Origin of the sequence: Bianquea renquensis (assembly GCF_014384895.1) — a bacterium.
Lineage (GTDB): Bacteria > Bacillota > Clostridia > Lachnospirales > Bianqueaceae > Bianquea > Bianquea renquensis.
In genome coordinates this window covers 1-22,012 of sequence record NZ_JACRSQ010000043.1, presented here as the reverse complement: position 1 = coordinate 22,012, position 22,012 = coordinate 1, and the positions used below count along the sequence as shown (strand labels likewise).

16 protein-coding genes are annotated in these 22,012 nt (G+C 52.3%); 8 read left to right on the top strand and 8 right to left on the bottom strand.

Annotated elements, in window-relative coordinates:
* Window positions 1-264: hypothetical protein (locus H8730_RS16125; RefSeq protein ID WP_346726595.1), on the top strand; the 264-nt coding region annotated here is incomplete at its 5' end.
* 342 nt (window positions 265-606) lie between these two features.
* Here H8730_RS16125 and H8730_RS16120 read toward each other — a convergent pair.
* Window positions 607-8,325: an InlB B-repeat-containing protein gene (locus H8730_RS16120; RefSeq protein WP_177718141.1), complete on the bottom strand. Its 7,719-nt coding sequence runs from the start codon at window positions 8,323-8,325 to the stop codon at window positions 607-609.
* A 252-nt stretch (window positions 8,326-8,577) separates the two neighbouring features.
* Here H8730_RS16120 and H8730_RS16115 point away from each other — a divergent pair, with 252 nt between their 5' ends.
* Window positions 8,578-9,813, top strand: a complete 1,236-nt coding sequence (locus H8730_RS16115; protein ID WP_177718142.1) for an alpha-L-fucosidase — start codon at window positions 8,578-8,580, stop codon at window positions 9,811-9,813.
* 71 nt (window positions 9,814-9,884) lie between these two features.
* Here H8730_RS16115 and H8730_RS16110 read toward each other — a convergent pair whose 3' ends face one another.
* The 3 genes from H8730_RS16110 to H8730_RS16100 all read right to left on the bottom strand — a co-directional run bounded on the left by H8730_RS16110 (window position 9,885) and on the right by H8730_RS16100 (window position 13,853).
* Window positions 9,885-12,455 carry a glycosyl transferase family 2 gene (locus tag H8730_RS16110; RefSeq protein ID WP_177718143.1) on the bottom strand — a complete coding sequence of 857 codons (2,571 nt, stop codon included), beginning with the start codon at window positions 12,453-12,455 and terminating at the stop codon, window positions 9,885-9,887.
* A gap of 76 nt (window positions 12,456-12,531) precedes the next feature.
* A complete protein-coding gene (locus tag H8730_RS16105; RefSeq protein WP_249290182.1) occupies window positions 12,532-13,182 on the bottom strand; it encodes a class I SAM-dependent methyltransferase in 651 nt (216 codons plus the stop codon).
* A 14-nt stretch (window positions 13,183-13,196) separates the two neighbouring features.
* A complete protein-coding gene (locus H8730_RS16100) occupies window positions 13,197-13,853 on the bottom strand; it encodes an HAD hydrolase-like protein (protein ID WP_177718144.1) in 657 nt (218 codons plus the stop codon).
* Window positions 13,854-14,209: 356 nt separating this feature from the next.
* On the opposite strand from H8730_RS16100, the gene H8730_RS16095 reads away from it, so the two are divergent.
* Both H8730_RS16095 and H8730_RS16090 read left to right on the top strand, forming a co-directional pair.
* A complete protein-coding gene (locus tag H8730_RS16095) occupies window positions 14,210-16,051 on the top strand; it encodes an LTA synthase family protein (RefSeq protein ID WP_177718146.1) in 1,842 nt (613 codons plus the stop codon).
* A gap of 261 nt (window positions 16,052-16,312) precedes the next feature.
* Entirely contained in the window at window positions 16,313-17,071 is a 759-nt protein-coding gene (locus H8730_RS16090; RefSeq protein WP_177718148.1) for a peptidoglycan recognition protein family protein, read from the top strand.
* Window position 17,072: 1 nt separating this feature from the next.
* Here the strand turns inward: H8730_RS16090 and H8730_RS16085 are convergent, their stop codons facing one another.
* The 4 genes from H8730_RS16085 to H8730_RS18130 form a co-directional block, all read right to left on the bottom strand.
* Window positions 17,073-17,771, bottom strand: coding sequence for a VTT domain-containing protein (locus tag H8730_RS16085; protein WP_177718150.1), 699 nt, complete (start codon window positions 17,769-17,771; stop codon window positions 17,073-17,075).
* On the bottom strand, window positions 17,768-18,256 hold the full coding sequence (locus H8730_RS16080) for a YbaK/EbsC family protein (protein WP_177718152.1): 489 nt from the start codon (window positions 18,254-18,256) through the stop codon (window positions 17,768-17,770). Before H8730_RS16080 ends, H8730_RS16085 begins: the two co-directional genes overlap by 4 nt.
* 11 nt (window positions 18,257-18,267) lie before the next feature.
* A complete protein-coding gene (fabV, locus tag H8730_RS16075) occupies window positions 18,268-19,473 on the bottom strand; it encodes an enoyl-ACP reductase FabV (RefSeq protein ID WP_249290181.1) in 1,206 nt (401 codons plus the stop codon).
* Window positions 19,474-19,645: 172 nt separating this feature from the next.
* The gene (locus tag H8730_RS18130) at window positions 19,646-19,750 is read right to left on the bottom strand and encodes a cysteine-rich VLP protein (RefSeq protein WP_430385396.1); all 105 of its coding nucleotides are present in this window, start codon (window positions 19,748-19,750) and stop codon (window positions 19,646-19,648) included.
* An 88-nt stretch (window positions 19,751-19,838) separates the two neighbouring features.
* Between H8730_RS18130 and H8730_RS16065 the strand changes: the two genes are divergently transcribed.
* The 4 genes from H8730_RS16065 to H8730_RS16050 all read left to right on the top strand — a co-directional run bounded on the left by H8730_RS16065 (window position 19,839) and on the right by H8730_RS16050 (window position 21,356).
* Entirely contained in the window at window positions 19,839-20,009 is a 171-nt protein-coding gene (locus H8730_RS16065) for a hypothetical protein (protein ID WP_249290180.1), read from the top strand.
* 362 nt (window positions 20,010-20,371) lie between these two features.
* Window positions 20,372-20,542: a hypothetical protein gene (locus H8730_RS16060; protein ID WP_249290179.1), complete on the top strand. Its 171-nt coding sequence runs from the start codon at window positions 20,372-20,374 to the stop codon at window positions 20,540-20,542.
* Between the two features lie 31 nt (window positions 20,543-20,573).
* Window positions 20,574-20,861: a hypothetical protein gene (locus tag H8730_RS16055; protein WP_249290178.1), complete on the top strand. Its 288-nt coding sequence runs from the start codon at window positions 20,574-20,576 to the stop codon at window positions 20,859-20,861.
* 351 nt (window positions 20,862-21,212) lie between these two features.
* A complete protein-coding gene (locus H8730_RS16050) occupies window positions 21,213-21,356 on the top strand; it encodes a hypothetical protein (protein ID WP_249290177.1) in 144 nt (47 codons plus the stop codon).
* Window positions 21,357-22,012: the final 656 nt, after the last annotated feature.

The following is a 22,012-nucleotide window of genomic DNA, read 5'->3' as shown; positions in this document are numbered from 1 at the left end:
ATTTGGAGTCCTCCCGAGTTTGTTGACTCCGGTCGGGCTTCGCCCTCCCTTCGTCAACAAACTCGATATCTCTTCCAAACTCCTTCGCTTTTTCGGTCTCACATCATTGACAAACGTACCCATCGTATTGGGTCGGCTAAGATTGCCGATCGAATCCTTGTGATGGATCAGGGCAGGATTATGGAAACCGGTACCCATGACGAGCTGATAAAAAAAGAGGGAAATATGCAGAGATGTATAATTTGCTGGCGGGCTGGTATTTAATAGAGGATAGCAATACGTGATCGACCGGGATCTGGCAGAACAGCTTCTTGCCTATCAATCCCTAAAAAATTGGATTGTCAAACGCGCTGTTATTCGTGCCATCCAAGATGTAGAATAACAGTTCAAAGGCGGCGCAAAATAAAACCCGTGCGGAAATCGCACGGGTTTTATGGCAGCCGAAGAAAATCTTCCCCAATCCCCACTATGCCTTCGCTCGAATTCGCTGGGCACCTCCATACCATCCTCATACACAAACAGCCAATGAAGGCCGCTGGACCAGCGTGTTGGCAACCTCAATCTCCATTGTATTGTCACCTGCGCTTCAAAGGCGATCGGTGTGGCTTATAATCTTCCTTGCTTCTTACGTTTGGTTTGCAGTGCCAGCGCCGTACCGCCGGAGAAAAACAGCAAAGCAGTCCACAGCCACAGATTCCTGTTATCTCCCGTCTGTGGCGTGCCGGTTTCCTCTGCTTCTCTCTTCGCTTGTTCAAGAGCCTTCCGGGCTTTGTCGAGCGTATCTTTCCACTCTGCTCCAACTAAGCTCTTTTCATGTTCCGTCAGCCTATCATATGCTTTTTGCGCATCGCTGATTGCTGCTTCATCAGAAATTGCAATAAAATCCGGGTTAGGCAATGCTTCGATTTTTTCAGCGGCATTCTCCACATTTTGAATGGTCTGAAGGGCATCTTGAATCCGCTCGATGTCCTCCTGTATTTCTGCCGCTTCGATTTCGGTATAATTTCCGCCAAAGTTTTCCAGCGCAGATTTCAAATCCTCCAGCGCCTCCGTTAGCCGCTCTTTATCCTCCAGTGTAACCGTATCCTGTATAACTTGATCTGAGGACTGTACAGCGTCTCTATTCACCGCTTGAGCCGCTTCATCAATTCGGTCGAGCAGATTATGTCCCGCTTCTATTATGTCGATCAGAATGGCCTTTTCATTTTCTGTCACATTATCGATCTGAAGAAGCGTTTCAGCATCCTCCATCAACTGTTCGATGTCGGCTTTGTCCGCGGAGTTAACCGTATCTTCGTCGTAGCTGTTCACACCTTCGATCACATCGGCAATTTTCTCATCTGTATCATTGATTTTGTCCAACAATACGGTGCAATCGTCTCGGATCTTCTGCAAAGCATCTTTTTCCTGATCCGTCGCGTTCTCCGTTTCCACTGCGTTGACTTTATCCAGCACTTCTTCTATAACTTCTTTGTCGTTTGAGGATACATTATCCACGATCAGGCCGTCAAGAGGGTCTGCCAGACTGGCAATCGGCTTCATCATCACCGTGACCACCGTTTCATTGCCTGCCAGATCCACAGCCACAATGGTATAGATCATGTCCATATTGCCCGTCAGTATAAATTCTCCAACCACCGGTTGTCCGTTCAGCGTGGTGGAATCCAAATTGACATCCGTTACAACAGGCTTTTGCGTGGTGTAATACGTTCCGCCATCTACAATCCCATCGATCAGGGGCTTTGTCAGGTCGAAGGTTACGCCATTGGAAGCAAAGCAGATCATATTACCTGCATGATCGGCCACCTTGACATAGTAGATAAACTGTTCCGCATCCGCAGCAGTTTCGCTGACACTCTTCTTGTAATCCTTCCAATCGGTCAGTACTTTAACCTGTTCCTCTGTCAGGATTTCATTAGTGCGGTAGTATTGTATGCTTTTTACTCCGCTGAGATCATCTATCCCAGTAATCGTCACGTCTACCGTTTCATTAAAGAGCAAGCCGAAAGTGATATTGTTCAAGAATTGCTTGATGCTATTTTCTTTAACGACAATATCTCCGTCTGGCACAACAGTATCCCGTTTGACGGTAATGGATTTTTCCTCGCTTTCCACGCCACTGGCGCTGGTGGCGTGGAAGGTATAGGTTATACCCTCCGCACCCGTATCAGCGGAAACGAGGATTGGAACAGCATACTCCATCCATTGGCCACCGTCCACTTTGTATTGGAATTTCGTCGTTCCCAGATTCCCCGCTATGTTCTGAAGCGTTAGGGTCACATTCTGGTTCGTCCAGCTTCCGTCCGTGTAGACATCCCCACCATCCGTAGTCGCAGTGATAGCAACCACCGGCATGACTGTATCGACCCCGCTATAGACAAGCGATTTTTCCGCTGTACGCCCTGCATTATCGGTAACGCGGAAGGTATACTTCCCGTTTGCAACTACGGCATAGCCGTCTTTATAGGAATCGGTAATATCCACAAACTCGCCGGTATCCTTCTGCACCTCCACCTTAGCCACGCCGGAAGTGCTGTCCTCCGCTGTGATTATCGCCGTATCGCTTTGCAGATAGTCGGTCGTGTTGCCGAAAACAGTGATTCCGGGATCCTCCTTATCAATTTTGATTTCTCCCACCGCAATACCGCCGGTCATCTGGCCCTTTTCGTTTTTCAGATAGATCATGTAATCCTGCCCGGTACTTTCCGGCAGCATGAGGTTTGAGCCATAAGGACCGCTCATATTTTCTGCGATGGTATATCCGTCCGATGGATTTACCGTTACATCGCTGATGTACCAGCCATTGTCCCCTTCGATGCCTGAGAGAGTATACGCCCCCTCAGCCACCGAAAGATAGATAATTTCAAATTCTGTCGTTTCCCCGCTTTTAATCACATAGTTTTTATCTGCAATAGATGCTCTGGCGGTATAGGTTTCCCCGCTTTTGTTTGCGTCTGTCTCCTCTCCAGAGACAGAGACAGTCACTGTTTCCCCGTTCACCGCGCCGATAGGAGTCGCCGTCGGCTTCTGCGCCGAGCCGTTATAGATCAACTTCGTATTGGTCCACTGAATCGTAAGCCCGGCCGGACTGATGGTGAATTCCCGGGTGAGTCCGGTTGCCGGCAGCTTATAACTTTCGTTGCTCACACTCGACGCTGCCGCGGTATAGCTATTGGAAGTATTCTTTGCGTTAGCGTCCTTTTGAGCTCCCGTAACCGCAATGGTACACTCGTCGCCGTTCACCAGGCCTGTGGCGGTGGCAGTGGGGGCCTGCTCTTTTCCGGTATAAGTAAGGTCCGGCGTTCCCCATTCAATTCCAATCTCTTTTTTCTCGATGGTGAAAGAATCGGTTCCGCTGGCGGCGTTATAACCGCCTGAGGCGGCCACTTCTGCCTTCACATAGTAGGTGCCGGCATAAGAGGGCGTTCCTCCTTCTACAGCAGCGCCATTAGCCGCCGTCGTTTTTGTCGTACAGCCGCTGTCGGTGTAATAGGTATAGGTTACCTCTCCGCCGCCTGGATTGCTGTCTTTGCCTAGAACCGGCTCATTCGGCGCATCGCCATAGGTCCATCCGTCCATGGTAACCGCAACCTCCGCCCAGTTCACCGTGTATTCCCTGTTGCCTACGCTTCCTTTGGGAATGATAACCGTCTTGGTATTTTCTTCCAGACCTGTACCGCTCCAGCCCAGGAAAATATTGCCCGCTTTTTCTGGATTCTGCAGCGTAATGTTCTCGCTTTCCACCGTATAGGAGGTTGGATTGCTGACGCCGGACATAAGGGCGCCGCCGTTCAACTGATACGCAATCATGTAAGTATTCAAATCCCAGCCGGCATAAAGGGATATATCGCCGGTAACCGGTTGGCCGGAATCATATTCCTGGTCAAGGTCGGTGTTCGTATACCAGCCCTTTAAGGTATAGCCCTTCCGTTTGGGAGCCTGCTGATTTTCCACTGTCGGCGGCGTAACCTCTCCGCCGGATACCACAAGCCAGGTTGATGTATTCTCCCAATCGTCCATCGGGTCAAAGCTGCCTTCTCCTGCGTACAGTGTTACCCGGCAGATGGCTGGAGCGGCAACTTGGGTGGTTTTTCCGGCTCCGGTGGTAACGGTAAACACATAGGTCCCTTCTTCGCTTACGCCGGGAGTAGCGGTAAACGTATACCCGCCCTTTCCGTCGCCTTCGGCAGTTCCGGAAACCGGCCACTGGATATCGCCGCCCTGTTTGGTAAAGGTAATCGTGCCGCCGGACACGCCAAAGGCCGCTTCCACATCAAACATGGCCGCCGACCCCTCAGAAACCGAGGCGCCCACTGTAATCCCAGGAACCGTTGTGTCCAGCTTGATGGCGCTGCTGTAGCCCTGGGTCATGTTGCCGGCTCCGTCCTCTGCCACATAATAAATATAATTGATTCCATCTACAGCGCCGGCGCCGTTTATGTTCCAGTTGCTGACAGAACCGCCAGAAACAGTAACATCCGTAAGCCCGGCGTTGGGATATTCTCCCCTCTCCGTCACCAGCTTATACTTTAAGCTCACAATCCCGCTGTCGTTTGTGCCGGCGCCGTCATTTCCGCTGACGGTGAAAGCAGGAAACACAGCCTGCCAGCCGGAGGGCAATTCGCTGAAGCTCACGGAGGGGCTTGTTCGGTCTATTCTTTCCACCTCAACTGTCTTTATGACAGTTTCCCCGCCGCTGGCAAAGGTAAACTGATAGCTTCCGTTTTCCAGGGCGGTGTAAACCGAGGCGCCGGATTCTATGGGTTCCGTCGTACTGTCAGGCTTTCTCACTGTGAGGGTTCCATCCCCGCTGGTTTCCAGCAAAATACTGCGGCTTTGGGCCCACTGGCTGTTATCCGCAGAGGCGGTCAGATAGATAAGATTTTTATCTTCTACTGTAAAGGTTGCACTGCTGTAAGCCGCGTCGCCTGTGCTCGTCTTAATGGCCATAACATGCAGATAATACTTTCCCGCTTCCGTGACCGGGTTGGTAAGCGCAACGTCCGTATTCTTATCAGCAGTCATCCAGCCTGCCGCAGGCATGGCAGCGGAATTTGTCCAGCAGTATTTCAGCACGGTGGCGTTTTTGGCAGTCACCGTGGCAGAGGCTGTGCTGTCGGCAATGGACTGATTACGAATGGTTACTGTGGGCGCAGAGGAACCTGACAGGTTGATCTGCGTTGTTCCGCCGGAATCTGCAGGCGTCGCAGTGCTGTCGGTATCCCCCGCCATATCTTTAATGCAATCGGTTCCGTTAATCTTTGTAACTTGAATTTCGCCCCCATCAAATGCAGAGGTTACTTTTCCCGTAAAATAGAGCACGTTGGTATCCGCCCCGCCAGTATAGCGCAATGTACCGGTCAAATTAGTCTCGATGGACACATTCTCTAACGCAGAATTCTGCCCGTCCACAATTTCGTCAAAAATCAGGGCGACGGTGATGGTTTCCCCCGAGGCGTAAGCAGTCTGTGCCATGGGCGCAACGGCGAGCAGCCGGGGCTCCTGGGTATCACCCACCCGGAACTTAAATAATTCGTTTTGCGTTCTCCACTTATCGCTGCCGCTTCCGCTGGCGCCCCAGCCCACGGTCACCCAGTCTGAGTCCAAGGGAAGGACGACATAGCTCTGTCCCACCGTTCCGCCGCCGTTCAGCCAGGTTTCGCGCCAGTTACTCTTAGACGGATTTGTGCCGTCGGCGTTCGGCAGGGAATAGCTCGCCCAGTTTGCATTCTTGCCGCTGCCGCCGTGTTCAAAGATCACCTGGTAAAGAGCGGTACCGTTGTCACTGGGAATGTTATTGTTTTCTGTTTTCCAGTCGCCGTCATACGGATAATACCGGAAATCCAGGCGCATCCCTGAAGCGATCTGAATATGCTGATAGCCGTCACTCTCTTCCATGGCTTCAAATGTCATGCGAAACTGCACCTCAGCGGTATTAAGAGCCCTCCAGTATTCCGGCGTGGTTAGAGACGCAATACTATAATATTTATCCTCTGCCTTATGTATATCGCTGCCAGTCCGTCCCCCACTGGTCCAGCCCCTGTCATCGTCATCATAATCTCCGTGCGCATGGTAAAAAGAGGATTCCTGAATTTCAAAGTTGCCGAAAATTGCCCGGTTGACCGTTTGATAGCTTGGTAAGGTTCTGACAGCAGAGGATTCACTCTCCGAAACAGACGCGCCGCCCATGGTGCGGTAAAGCTCCAGGGAATACGTGCGGGCAGCATTGGAGTAGCCCGTTGCCGCGTTGCCGTTGTACGTCGAATTAGGGTTATTTTCCGTCACCGCAATGGTCTTTTGCGTCTCTCCCTCTTTAAATACCAGCACGCCTGATTTGTGCTCAAAGTGGGTGCCACCTACAGCGGAACCGTTTACCGTGCGGTAAAATACCATCTGTTCTCCCTTGCCGCCGGAAAGGGTTACAGTGAATGTATTGTCGCCGTTATTCGCTACAGAAAAAGTTCCCAGTGTCCCGGTGCTGCCGAAACTCCGTGCAGCACTGTAAACCACGCTGCCGCTGGCGGTTTTTGCGTAAGCTCTGGCATAGTAGGAAACCCCGGCCGCCAGAGTAGCCGCTGTTACGGAAATCTCATTCCCCGCCGCAGTTGCCGGCGAGTTGGTTTTTGCCTGGCCGTTGTTGAGGGAAAGGGTTGGACTGCCCATTATTCCCCAGACAAAGCCAGTCTCTACAATGGTTTCGCTGCCCGCGTCCAGCAGTTCTGCGGTCAGAGAATAGGTGGTGGATCCGTTCTGTTCCGTGGCCGTAGGCGAGCCGATGGAAATGCCCCTTTGCACAGTGACCACCGCGTCCCTGGAATTGACTAGGATGCTAGAACCGTCTTTTGTCGTAACTCTGCATTCGCACCGGTATGTATATTGTCCGGAGTTGCCGGTCACACGTTTCGGCAGAGAATAAGAAGCCCCGGTCGCCCCGTTAATCGCTTCATAGCTGGTGCCGATTTTCCGATACCATTGATACGAATAGGTAAACGGGCCAAATTCTTCCGCCGCGCTGCCCTCTACATTGGCAGAGACAGAAAGGCTGGCGCTGCCGCCAAGAGGGATAGAAATATTTCTCGGCCCGGTAATTTCCACAGGCAGATCGATAACTGTAAAGGACGCCACTGTTTTTCCGCCCACCTGCTTGCCCGCTCTGTCTGCCACACTGGCGTTGGCGACAGCAATGGTATAATCCCCCGGTGTAAAGAAACCTGTCTGCTGGGCCTCCACTGTATAGCGAACCGTCAGGCTTTTGGTCCCTTCTCCGGAAATAATTTCCACGTGATTGATGAGCAGCTCTATTCCGTCTGCATCCTTCACCACCACGTCGTCCGTGCCGACCGTGTCGGCGTCTATGATGCCGTTGGGAGATTCATTAGAACCGGTATAGGTAACGGTAAAGGAATAGTCTCCCGCAATCGAGATATGGTTATCTGCTCCCACATCCACGCTGACTATGGGGCTGCCGCCAAAGCCCAGGTTGGGGTCCTTATTGTCAACAACCATACTCTGGTTGTCTCTCGCGTCAAGCAGCCAGTTTAAAATCCATTTTTTTGTGTCAGCTGTCAGCTGCGCGTTGTTTTTGAATAACCCGTTGTTTTCGAACAATGGATCAAAGCAGTCGATGTCCGAGATGGCAAAAATTCTGCCATTTTCCACCGCCTGATCCACAGCCCACACGTCCCCATCATAGGAAAGCACCGGCTGCACGCTTCCGGTATAGCTGATAGGGGCGACATAGTTGCAGTAAAGCGAGGATTCTACTCCGCCTGTCAGAGCGGTTTCAGGCATATCCGCCGAACCTACCTTGATCTCATATCCTTTGCCCACGGCCCGGGTGCTGATCGTAAAGCTGCCGCCCAGCTTTTCCGCCGCCTGCGTCAGCACTGCATTTTCTGTTGGACTAAATCTCCCGTGTTCCCCGATCATGACGATTCGGCCGCCGCCCTGCAAAAACTCCCGCATCAGGGCGATGTCCTTGTCATTGAAGCTCACATAGGGGAAGAACAGGATCAAAAGGCTGATTCCTTTCATATCCTCCTCTGTCAGGTGCTGCTCCTGAGAATTCAAATCAATCTTGGTCTTGACTTTATAGCCCTTTTCCGCAAACACCTTCGGGATGTTTTCCCGGGCCGCCTTTACATATCTGTTATCCCGCGGAACATGCGACAAATAGGTGCTGAACATCAGAACGTCACACTCGTCTTCTGCCCGTGCGGTTCCATTTGTGCCGGCCGCAAACGCCGTAACGGGAACCATTGTCAGCAGCATGCAAAAGCTGAGCAGCAGCGCCAGCAGACGGTTTCCCTGTTTCTTACTGTTCATCTCAAAACTCTCCTCGCCTAATAGGGATATTTCCTTGGGATGCAATCCCACGGAAAAGGGGACGCTCCCCCTTTTCTATTTTAACAAAAAAGCCTCCTTACGGATGGCTTTGTCGTAATTGGTTGTTTTTACGGCGTAATTGGTCGTGTTAAAGGTTAATTTTCTATAAATTCCTGCTATAAAAATCTATTTACATTTCCCAGGGACAACGGTATAATGACTCTGACTACAACAATACGGAGGTATCGTCAAATGAGTATTCCTGTCGCACCACAATACATCGCGGATTTTGAACAACTTGGATTTGGCATGTTCGTACACTGGGGATTGTATTCTCAGCTCGGCCGCGGAGAATGGATCTACCACATTGGAAAGCTGGACGCCAATGAGTATAAAAAGTTGAAGGATCGCTTTACCGCAGAAGATTTCAATGCGGAGGATCTGGTCCTGACCGCGAAGCGAGCGGGCTGCAAGTATATCACCCTGACGACCCGCCACCATGAGGGCTTTTCTCTCTATGATACCTGCGGCCTCAATGACTACGATGCTGTTCACAGTCCCGCCGGCCGCGACCTGATTCGCGAATACGTCGACGCCTGCAATAAGCACGGGATCGTCCCCTTCTTCTACCACACCACGTTGGACTGGTACAACCCTGACTTTGAGAACAACTTCGACGCCTATCTGGAATATCTGCGCCAGAGCGTGGAAATCCTGTGCACCAATTACGGGAAGATCGGCGGCCTATGGTTCGACGGCAATTGGAGCAAACCCGGCGCTGACTGGAAGGAAGACGCGCTGTACGCCACCATCCGCAAACATCAGCCGGAAGCGATCATCGTGAACAATACCGGTCTTTCTGCCCGGGGTGAAACCGGCAACCCTGAAATCGACTCTGTCACCTTTGAGCAGGGCCATCCCACGCCTATGAATCGCGAAGGCATGAAAAAGTACATTGCAGCAGAAATGTGCCATACCATGAACGACCACTGGGGCCATGCAGCCTGTGACTTTAATTTTAAAAGCCCCAAATATTTGATTGAAACCCTCTGCGACTGCCGTAAAGTGGGCGCCAACTATCTTCTCAATATTGGTCCCGCCGGACAGGGCGCCATCACACCTATGACCAGGGCCCTGCTGTACACCATAGGAGACTGGATGAATCTCTATGGGGAAGCGATCTACAATGGACGCCCCTACCCGGCCAGCGGCCTCGGCAAAAACTTTATCCTCCGGGATGGGAAGACCCTCTATCTGTTTATCTATGATCTTGGCCGCAAGGGCAACGAAAATGTCACCGTCGGCAGCAGCTACAGCGGAAGCTATGCCTTCGGCAATGTGGCGGACACCATCTCTTCCATCCAGTGGATGGACAGCGGCGAGGCATTGGATTTTGTCCAGAAGGATTCCATGCTCAGCGTGAACTTTACCGGGCAGGAATACGGAAGCAGCTTCTGCGTCCGGGTGGCGAAGGCGACACTGGCATAGCCCCTATACTCACACACAAAGACGTTTCCCACAGCCTCCGGGAAACGTCTTTGTTTATTTCCATCCCCTATTTATTCCTCCGCATACCGCTCCAAAACCACCGGCCCCAACAACCCTGACGGCGCAATCTGCATATAGCGGGATAGCCTGTCTTTCATCTGCTGGACCAGCGTGTTGGCAACCTCAATCTCCACTGTATTGTCACCAGCGCGCAGGATGTCCGTCAACTCGAAACGGTAAGGTGGACAGATCCTTCGCCCGATCAACTTTCCGTTAACCCACAGCGCCGCAGTTTCTCCCACCATACCGAGGTCCAGCACCTGAACCCCGCTGGGATCGCCCACCGTCATGACCGCCGTATACCGCATGGTTCCAGAAAATTCCGGCATTTCCTCCGGTCCTGTCAGGCTGGCGAGCGCCTTCATCGCCCTGTAGGGAACAAAATTCGGATACTCTCCCGCTTTCGCAATGGAGACCGCATAGTTGAGGGACAATGTCTGGCTCTCCACCAGCCGTCTCGGCTTCGATGGCGCAAAGGCAAAGTCCGGGTCCATGACAAAGATAACCGACTGATATGGCGCCAAAGCGACAGGAAAACAGCCGTCCTCCGCCACTCCCTCCGACACGGAATCCAAAAGCAAATCCAATCGCTGGTACGAGCCGCTATGTCCCGTATACACCTTCGTCTGCACTGACTGCACTGTGGACTCATTAAATAACATCCAATACTGCGTTTCACCCCTGGATGCGTGGTAAATTCGCAGAAACGGATGATCTCCCTCAACCTCCACATCCACGAACCCTTCTGTTCTCATGGTGTCCAACAAGTCCTTCAGTCTCACCACCGGCATTGCAAACCCTTCCGCCTCCGGCAGGGCATCGAGAAACCAGATTTTGGCTCCCTGGCCAGCCAATTTCCCAACCTGCTCCAGAAATGCCGGGGGCAAATACTGTGCCCTTGGCACAAGCAGACAGTCGAAGCATCCATTTCCAATCCGCAATCTCCCCCGGTCTACCACCGCTTGCCCACAGACGCTGTCGATGGGAACGATATCATAATCGATGTGAGCGTCGTAGAGCAACTTAGCTGGCTCCTGGACCAACATATACTCTCCGCCGGCCCACTCTGCTTCCCCGTGATAGAGGATGGCGGCGTTGGCTATATGCCTGGCTCCTGTCAACAGATGACTCACCTTGTTGGCATATCGCATCAGGACACCAAAATCCGCAAATTGCGGATTCTTACCTCCGGCATAAAAATGAGGAGGGCAATCCGAGTCTGGAAACTCCGTGGAGAAGGCGTGGGGGACAAAATGGTTGACCCCCCGCACTAGCAGATGGTCAATCAGCCACTTCATGGCAGGGGACCCCTCCGCCCAGCCGTAGGCGCCAAACACCTCGCACATGGCCCTCCCCCTCATCCGCGGTTGCAGTTGACTGTGGGATGCCGCTAATTTAGCCAGAACATACTGGAAAAAGGCCGGGTCCACCTTTCCCCCAAATAGAGACGCTGCCGTCTCGTAATGCGCGAACCCGGGCATGACCTGGTGAAGGACAATGTCGATCCCGGCCATATCCTGCCCGTCCAACGCCCGAAAATAATGGCCGTCGCTACACCCAAGCCGAGCATGGGCATTCATATCCTCGATGATATGCCCGATATACTCCACGCCATGGGCGCGGCACCACTCACCCAATTGCATACAAAATGCCTCCTGGTACAACCGGGTCACAGCGTCCATATAGGCGACACGGATCTCATGGGTTTTATCCCCCATGGGATACCATAGGCCTGCCAGGTATGGCAAAAAATCACCGCCAGACCACTCCTGCAAGCGCCGCGCCAATTCATCGCTCCAGGGCAGACTCAGACCGGGAAGTCCAACCGAATATTCGTAAAATCCATTGTCCGGCGCCAGCCACTCAAACCGCTTGTTCCCCATCTGCGGCTCGTCGGAGAAGAAGCCGGCAAAGGTATTGCCAAAGTACTGGTGAAAGTGCTCATAGTGAGGTTCATACACCTCTCTCAGCAGAACCTTTACACTCTCTTTGTCAATGAGGTGAATGTAGTCCTGGGATCCACCCTTTCTTGTCTTGACGATCAAAAAAATTCGATAGCATCCTTCCGGCACATCCCAATAGAGGAAACGCCCCTTCACATGGCCGGTCAGGCAGATGGCCTTTTCCTCCAACTCTTCTTTCACGCCGGTTCGCCTGTAAGCGTAAGCGCCCAACAGAGTCTCCTCCGCTTCCTCATCCAGCGGGGATACAAGAACGGACGCTCCCCGCATGGGACCCATAACGTCCACATGCTCTTCCCGCAAATGCCATTTTCGATGCTGTGGATAGTGTTTCATCTTTCCATTGGCTTGCCCTGTAGGAAAATGTTTATCATCCAGCAGCCACACCTTCATGTCTCGCTTCTTGGCTTCCTCCAGCAGGATTCCCATATCGGTCCACCAGTCCGCCTCGCCGAAGTGCTCATAGGGCCGAGCTTCGACGCAGAAGGCGCGGATGCCGCAATCCTGGATGTGCTGCACCTCTTGCGCTAAAATTTCCCGCTTGTTTTCTTTAATCCAATAAAAGGGGAATATATAGTTGTCCTCTCGTCCCGCCAGAACATCCTGTAAACGACTGTCCATAGTTACCTTTCCTTTCCACCGGTCAATTATGTATCTGTCAGTATATCCCATCTGCGCTCCCCTGGCAAGCCCAAACTTACCGTCTCGCCAAAAGTATGCTTGTTCCCCCGCACCGCCAGCACTCCTGAGCGTCCATGAAACCAGCCGTCCGCAGCATGGACAGTTGATGTTTCACCGTGCAGGGACGGTCAAAGTGGTAGAAGCCTTCGCCCAGTCCCTGTTCTTGTTTTACCCGTTCATAGTCTGCAAAACACTGTTCCTCATAACGGGAGTCTGGAGCCATATAATCCGTCTCCACGTACCAGCCGCCCGGCTTCAGGCATGTGCAGAGCCTCCGATACAGGCTTATTTTCTCCTCATGGGTGAAATGGTGCATCGTTTGTACGGAGACTGCCGCGTCAAACTGCCCCTGGCCAAAATCCACATCAAAATAGGAGGCCTGGATTAGGTGAAGCTTTTTGTCAGGGTGTTTTTTTCTTAGCACCGCCAGCATATCGCCAGCCAGATCCACTCCTGTCACCTCGATCTCCGGGTTGCGCTTCCACAGGGCATCGAGCTCTAATCCGGTGCCACATCCTAGATCTAGGATGTGGATCGCTCCCCTTTCAGGAAAGTGGGCAGCTGTCTTCTCATAATATTCATTGGCACCGTCAACACACGTGCGCATATGCTCCTCATAGGTATCAACACGGGTGTTAAAAAACTGACTCATTTCTTCTAACTGCACGATTCTCCCTCCTTTTATTCATCTCTGCTTTCTTGAAGCAGGCACTGCTCCAACTCCTGTACCGTTGCCGCGATGCGGTCAGCCCCTGCCTGACGCAGTTCCTCCTCTCCGCCATAGCCATATGTGACGCCGATGCAGGGAATTCCCGCCTCCTTAGCGCCGGCCACATCGTACATTCGATCTCCCACCATCACGGCGGAGGCATTCGGCGGCAGTGTATTTAGAATATCGTCTATGACCTCGGCCTTTCGGCAGCGGCTTCCATCCAGATTGCTCCCGCAGACTCCTTGAAAGTATGTCCGAAGGGAAAAATGCTCTAGAATCTGCTCCGCAAATATCTGAGGCTTGCTCGTCGCCACGTAGAGCTTCTTTCCCGCGGCGCAGAGATTGGACAGTAGCTCTGGAATCCCCTCCAAAACTTCGTTCTCAAAAATTCCAGTTTCGCGGAAATATTTCCGGTAGAAAACCACTGCTTCTTCTGCCTGTTCCTCTGTAAATCCATAAAACTGTCGGAAAGAATCCAGCAACGGCGGTCCAATGAAACATGTCAGCGCTTCCAGATTCTCCACGGATATCCCAAAATGGGACAGGGCAAATTGTACGGACCGGGTAATCCCAAGAAAAGGGTCCGTCAACGTTCCATCTAAATCAAATATAATATGCTCTAACACGGTAGGGGTCACTCCCTTCTTTCGCTTTGTGGATTTTCTGCCATGATTCCTGGCGCCGTTGGGATCGGCATGAAAAAGCTTGACTCCGCCTTTGGGCGGCCGGCGTGTATGATTGCGACTGCGAATATTATATCATATCGCGATGGATTTGCAAATCGGTCCACCTCTCTCCGGCTAGACCTCATTTTTTTCGCCTGCATTCGTAATGTTTACTTAAGAATTTTCTAAGATTTCTTCCATTGCATTTCTAAGAAGTTCACGTTACAATAACCTTGCCGGACAAGGATTGGCATAGAGAAATTGTATCTTTTGATGGCAAGGGGATTCGTCAATATAGGGGGAGGAATCAAGATTCTATGAAACGGAAAAATCTTTTGTGGGCTTGTGTCCTTACAGCACTCTTCATCTTTAAATTTACCGTGTTTTATGTGTCAGCGGATCTGCCGCTCATAGGGATCGGCTATCCTTTTACAATGGTTTTTTTCGGAATGCTGGCATACTGTATCTTCTCCGCCAGAAAAAGTTCTGCTAGAAAAAAGTGGGTGCAGTATCTTCTGCTGGACGCCGTAGTCTCCATCGTCATGTTCATCGACCTATACTACAATACGTATTATGATCAGCTCCCGGTATTGGGTCTTCTCTCGCTCATCAGTATGATGCAAAAAATGCAGGGCGGGACGGTGGAAGAGCTTTTCGACATTTCATTTCTACTGATGGTCGCCGATCTTCCGCTGATTTTGGCGCTACTCATAAAAAAGGTGGATTTCTCCATCCCCAAAGTCCGTTGGATGCCCATTGTCAGCGTCAGTCTGTCAGGTCTTCTACTCTTTTCCATCTTTACAAACACCCAGTGGGATATTCCGACGGCCATGCAGCACAGTGAGCTGTTCACCTACCATGCACGCGACGTCAAAAATTTTCTGACAGGCTATAAAACCGTGGAGGCCCAGGAAGTATTGGCGGACGGTCGTGTGGCGGAGTATGTGCAGACCTCGATTCAAAAATCGCCCTACCATGGAATTGCAAAAGAACGGAACTTAATCTTAGTTCAGATGGAGTCCATTCAAGATTTCGTCATAGGAGCTTCCTACAATGGACAAGAGATTGCCCCGAACCTCACCGCTCTTCTCGGAAACGATACGATCTACTTCGATCACTACTATCAACAGATTGGCAAGGGGGGGACCTCCGATGCTGAGTTCGCCAGCCTCAACTCTCTACTGCCGGTTATGTATGGGCAGTCCTACACATTATTCCAGGACGATTCTTTTTATGGTCTGCCCTGGCTTCTGCGGGACCAAGGCTATGAAACCGCCGCAATGCACGGCTATATCGCGGACTTCTGGAATCGAAACCAGGCATACCCGGTCCAGGGGTTCCAACACTTTTACTCTGAAAAAGATTATACCCTGACCAGGGAAAACAAAGTGGGGTGGAGCATTGGCGATGAAGACTTCTTCCAACAATCCATTTCCTATATGAAACAGCTCTCCAAACCGTTTTTCTCCTTCCTCATCACCCTGACAAGTCACTGTCCCTATGATATTACCGAGATGTATAATGGGATCACTCTTGCACCGGAACACCAGGATACCTGGTTTGGAAACTACCTTAACAGCGTCCATTACACGGATGCTGCCATTGGAAAGTTCATCGAAACGTTGAAAAAGGAGGGGTTATACGAGGACAGCATTCTCGTATTCTACGGCGACCATTTTGGGCTCATGTCCTCTGAGCCGGAGTGCAACGCTCTCATGTCAGAGTTTCTCGGATACAAATACGATTATGACCAGATGATGAATATTCCTCTGCTCATCCATATCCCCGGGTCCGGCGTGTCCCTGACCCGCTCTGTTGCTGGCGGTCAGATTGATTTGATGCCAACGCTATTGGATCTCATGGGATACTCTGACCACGTCCGAATGGCCCTCGGCAGCAATTTGCTGACAAAAGAGTCTGGATTTGTCGCATCTCAGGCGTATATGCTGAAGGGCTCTTTCTTCACCGATGAGGTCGCCTTTGAAATGGCAAGGGATGGAATCTTTGAAAATAGCCGCGCCTGGAACACGAAGACCCATGAGGAAATCCAAGATTTAGAGCCATTTCGATGGCTGTCGGAGGAATCAGCCAAACTCGCTGACTTTTCTGCTGCGCTGTTGAAGGAAAATGTGCTGGCGCAATTTACCGATGCAAAGTGATCGCGGAAGGTTCCGAAAGTCTGTTCCCGCGGGCACAACACGATCCTCATAAGTCGTGAGTTCGCGGCAAATTTTCCTATCGGACAAGAAAATACCCCAGGGCCGCCTGGGGTTATATTTTGACTTTCTTTATTGTAAACTCGCCTCACGGATCCTCCTGACGGACTTCATAAAAGCGACAAACTTTTCATGCATTGCGGATGCAGCTTTGATACAATTCGGATACAATCCATTGATATTGTACAAGCAGAGGTGATCCCAATGAATCGACGCACAAAAAAATACTCCATTCTTTTCTTCACTTTATTTCTTTCCATCATGCTGGTCGTCGCCACGGTATGTCTCATTCGCCTAGTCCGCATGGATGCACATGCCAGTGCGGTCAAACTTGAGAAATCGGAAGGTGATCACACAGAGAAAGAAGAGCACTCCAACAGCGGGGATTCTCTTCAGCATCAACACACCTCAAGGCCCCTATCCTCCTCCGCAAATTATACGGTGGAACGGCCCAAGGTTGACAGTATCGACGGGATTCCATTAACCGTGGATCTGATTCCCAACGGATCGGAAGGGCGACCTGGGACAAAACGCACCGTACAGTATGTGGTTATCCATGAAACGGGAAACACCGATCCAGGAACCGGGGCCTCCAATCATGCCCGACTGCTAGCCAGCGGTGAAAATGGGTCTACTTCCTGGCACTATACCGTGGATGACCACGAGATTTATCAGCATCTCCCCGATAATGAAGTGGGCTGGCACTGCGGCGACGGCCGTGAGGGACCGGGCAATCAAACCGGTATCGGCATTGAACTATGCGTCAATCCGGAAGGTGATTTTGACAGCACCTTCGACAATGCCGCCAGGCTGACAGCCTATCTCCTGGAAGCCTATGAGTTAACACTCCAGGATGTGCGGCAGCACTATGACTTTTCCGGCAAAGATTGTCCGGAGCAAATTCGCGAACAAAATCGCTGGGAAGAGTTTCTGAAGCTTGTCCAGACCTATCTCAGAGACTGATCTAAGCTTTTGGCGACCTCTTTGATTTCCAGATGCGCCTGTACACAAGCATACCGGCAATTCCAGCCACGATCATGGCGACAAAAATGATGAGAGCCATGATATATTTCTGGCTTCCTAACGCTTCACCGCCATAGGTGGAAATAGCGATGGTAGGCAGGCGAGCCAGGGTGCTCACCAAGACGAACGTAGCTGCCGGCATGGACGTCATTCCCATAAAGTAGGAGATCGTCCGTTTTGGGGTTCCCGGGATTAAAAAGGTAATCAAGACAAATAGCGTGCGCCGTTTTTCAGATTTGATGAATGCTAGCTCATCGATCTTCTCCCGGGGCACAAAAAATTCCACAACCTTCATTCCCAGATGCCGCACAATAAAGAAAATGGCAGCGGAGCCGAGGGCGATTCCGGTCAGAATCAGCAAGGTCCCCATAGGACAACCAAATGCATAGCCCGCCCCCACATTTATGATTTCGATGGGAAAGATGGAGACTACCCCCTGAATTGCGGTCAGTCCGATCACGCATACATAGGCCCAGCCCCCCAGGTCGTCGACCCAGTGCTGGAATTGTTCCGGTTCGCCAATGCTTCTGAGAATCGGTCTGCCCAGGAAAAAGAAGAGAAGTCCATACAGTACTGCCAACACCGCCAATGTCCCCAGCGCCACCCACACTTGTTTGCGGTCCAGCTTGAAGTATTTCACAGCGCTTCATCCCTTACAATCGGTTTGCAGACATCGACCCACGCCAAAGCTCTCGAAACTGTGAACAGATCGTCACAGTTCAATTCAATGGCGGAATGACTGCTCCCACAGGCGGGAAACACCGTTTCAAAGCGCCGAAGGGACTGATCAAGATAGACCCTCGTACCTTCCGGGTTTGCAAAGGGACAGACGCCTCCGATCTCATGGCCCGTCAACCTCTGCACCTCCTCTGGGGACAGCATCTTCGCCTTCATAGTGAAGGCCTTTTTAAACTTGCTGTTATCGATTTTACAGTCGCCTGCTGCCACCACCAGGAGCGCCCTTCCATTTCCATCCTGAAATGAAAGGGTTTTTGCAATTCGAGCCGGTATCACCCCAACCGCCTTAGCGGCTAGCTCCACTGTCGCGCTGGAGGCAGGAAACTCTAGAATCTCCTGCTCTCTGTGAAACTGCCTCATATAGTCTCGCACTGCGTCGATTGCCATGTCCGATCCCCCTACTCCGCCGCACACAGACTGGGAATGACACGGTCCGCTTCCTGGTCTGCCTCGTAGTCCACTCCTTGAATTCTGAATCCAAACAGGGCATAAAAATCATCCCAATATCCTTGAATATCTGCGGACTCCTGTAGATTTTCATCGCAGACATTCTCCCACAGCTTCATAACGCGCTCCTGTACCTCCGGCCGCATCTCATAGTCATCAAGACGGATCTGTCCATCTTGGTCCAGCGCGACCTCTCCAGAATACAACTTATCGTGGAATAGGCGATACATTTGCTGTGCACATCCTTCGTGCAAGTCCATTTCCTTCATAATTTTGTATAGAATTGAGATATACAGCGGCACAATGGGAATCGCAGAACTGGACTGGGTGACAAGCGCTTTGTTTACTGATACATAGGCCTGCAGTCCTCTGTCCCTGTATTCCTTCGTCATGGTGGCCGCTGTCTGGGATAGATGCCGCTTTGCCATGCCGATGGAGCCATTTCGGTAAATCGGGAATGTCAGCTCCGGTCCGATGTAGGAATAGGCCACCGTAACGGCTCCGTCTGCCAGTACACCCGCCTCGTCTAGCGCTGCGATCCAATCCTGCCAATCTTCCCCGCCCATGACCTTGACCGTGTTGTCAATCTCCTCCTCTGTGGCGGGCTCCACTGTGACCTGTGTAACCTGGTTTGTCCTGAGGTCGATGGATTTGCTGGTGTATGGCTGGCCGACCGTCTTTAAAACCGAGGAATAGGTTATGGGGGCTCCCTCTCTTGACATCACCGTTCTCCTCGGCGCTGCCAGGCTGTACACCACCATATCCACCGTCCCCAGATCCCTTCGGATCAACTCTATCGTCTGCTCTTTGATCTCCCGGGAAAAGGCATCGCCATTGATGGTCTTGGCATACAAACCTTCTGCCGCGGCAAATTCCTCAAAAGCGGCGCAGTTGTACCATCCCGCCGTAGCCGTGCGGCTGCCGCGCGCTGCTTTTTCAAAGGCGACACCTATGGTTGCCGCGCGGCAGGAAAATGCCGCGGCAATGCGGGATGCCAGCCCATATCCACTGGACGCTCCGATGACTAACACGCTTTTGGGGCCTTCTGTTGTATCCTGTTGTTTCATATAGTCAATTTGTTGTTTCACATGGGCCTTGCATCCTTCTGGATGTGCTGTTGTGCAGATAAATCCCTTTACCCTTGGTTCAATGCGCATGTCTATCCTCCACTTCTGCCGTTAGGACCGGCCTCCCCCTCCGCTCACATGACCTGACGGAGGCGTAACGCGCCGGGGCGGACTACTTGATTGTCATTTTTGTAGTATATCATATTGGAAAGAAAATTTCAAATCTCTTGGATAAAAAAGTTCGCGTTCGGTCAGTCAGCACTCATAAGACGGTATTGATAATATTTGCATAGCTTTCGCTGTCCAGCGGCAGGCCGCCATACTCTTTGTCGTAGTTGGCGCACATGGATGTAACCAGCTTACGGATACGGCGTTTCTCGCCTCATGTCAATTCACGGTGTTGCTTTCCCATAGGCACATCCTCCCTTCTTCAAAAGATAGAGGAGAAAAATTATATGGGGGAGACGAGTTTTGCAAGATGCCCCCGGCTGACCCGGGACCTTTTTGCACCCCGGCTAGGCGAGCATCGGCAGGGGCCGGCGGGCAAAAGGTGGCAAAAATCCCCGCCGGCGGCGTCGAAACGACCTAACCGGCGGAGAAATGGGATGAAAATGCACGCCGGCTAGGTGACCATCGGCAGCGGCCGGCGGGCAAAAAGAGACAAATTCCCCGCCGGCACAGTCGAAACGACCTAACCGGCGGAGAAACGGGATGAAAATGCACGCCGGCTAGGTGAGCAACAGCAGGGCCAGCGGGCAAAAGGTGGCAAAATTCCCCGCCGGCACAGTTGAAGCGACCTAGCACGCGGAGAAACGGGATAAGAAATGCACGCCGGCTAGGCGAAGAACGGCAGAGACCGGCGGGCAAAAGGTAGCAAATTCTATGCCGGCAGCGTCGAAACGACCTAACCGGCGGAGAAATGGGATGAAAATGCACGCCGGCTAGGTGAAGAACGGCAGAGACCAGCGGGCAAAAGGTGGCAAATTCTATGCCGGCAGCGTCGAAACGACCTAACCGGCGGAGAAATGGGATGAAAATTGCACGCCGGCTAGGTGAAGAATGGCAGCGGCCAGCGGGCAAAAGGTGGCAAAATTCCCCGCCGGCAGCGTCGAAACGACCTAACCGGCGGAGAAATGGGATGAAAATGCACGCCGGCTAGGTGACCATCGGCAGCGGCCGGCGGGCAAAAGGTGGCAAATTCTACGCCGGCACAGTCGAGACGAACTAGCACGCGGAGAAACGGGATAAAATGCACGCCGGCTAGACGAAGAACGGCAGAGACCAGCGGGCAAAAGGTGGCAAATTCTATGCCGGCACAGTTGAGACGACCTAGCACGCGGAGAAGCGGAATGAAAAATGCACGCCGGCTAGGTGACCATCGGCAGCGGCCAGCGGGCAAAAGGTGGCAAAATTCTACGCCGGCAGCGTCGAAACGACCTAACCGGCGGAGAAATGGGATGAAAATGCACGCCGGCTAGGTGACCATCGGCAGCGGCCAGCGGGCAAAAAGAGACAAATTCCCCGCCGGCACAGTCCAGACGACCTAACTGGCGGAGAAATGGGATGAAAATTGCACGCCGGCTAGGTGAAGAACGGCAGAGACCAGCGGGCAAAAGGTGGCAAATTCTATGCCGGCAGCGTCGAAACGACCTAGCCGGCGGAGAAACGGGATGAAAATGCACGCCGGCTAGGTGACCATCGGCAGCGGCCAGCGGGCAAAAAGAGACAAATTCCCCGCCGGCACAGTCGAAACGACCTAACCGACGGAGAAATGGGATGAAAATTGCACGCCGGCTAGGTGAAGAACGGCAGCGGCCAGCGGGCAAAAGGTGGCAAATTCTACGCCGGCACAGTCGAGACGAACTAGCACGCGGAGAAACGGGATAAAATGCACGCCGGCTAGACGAGCATCAGCAGCGGCCGGCGGGCAAAAGGTGGCAAAATTCTACGCCGGCACAGTTGAGACGCCCTAGCACGCGGAGAAACGGGATAAGAAATGTACGCCGGCTAGGTGACCATCGGCAGCGGCCGGCGGGCAAAAGGTGGCAAAATTCTACGCCGGCAGCGTCGAAACGACCTAACCGGCGGAGAAATGGGATGAAAATGCACGCCGGCTAGGTGACCATCGGCAGCGGCCGGCGGGCAAAAGGTGGCAAAAATCCCCACCGGCAGCGTCGAAACGACCTAACCGGCGAGAAATGGGATGAAAATTGCACGCCGGCTAGGTGAAGAACGGCAGCGGCCAGCGGGCAAAAGGTGGCATATTCCCCGCCGGCACAGTTGAGACGACCTAGCACGCGGAGAAACGGGATGAAAACTGCACGCCGGCTAGGCAAAGAACGGCAGCGGCCAGCGGGCAAAAGGTGGCAAAATTCTACGCCGGCAGCGTCGAAACGATCAAGCCCGCGGCGAAATGGATAAATACTGCACGCCGGCGGGCAGTATTCCAATATGTGTAGGGGCAGGATTATCCATTTCCCGACAGCCCCTACGGCGAACTTTTGAAACAAAATCGAGTAGGAGGTAGGCGATTATTTCGCCTACCGACCTCTCACACCACCGTGCGTACCGTTCGGTACACGGCGGTTCAATCAACTTAACAGGTAACGCACCTTGCGGTGTAGTAGTC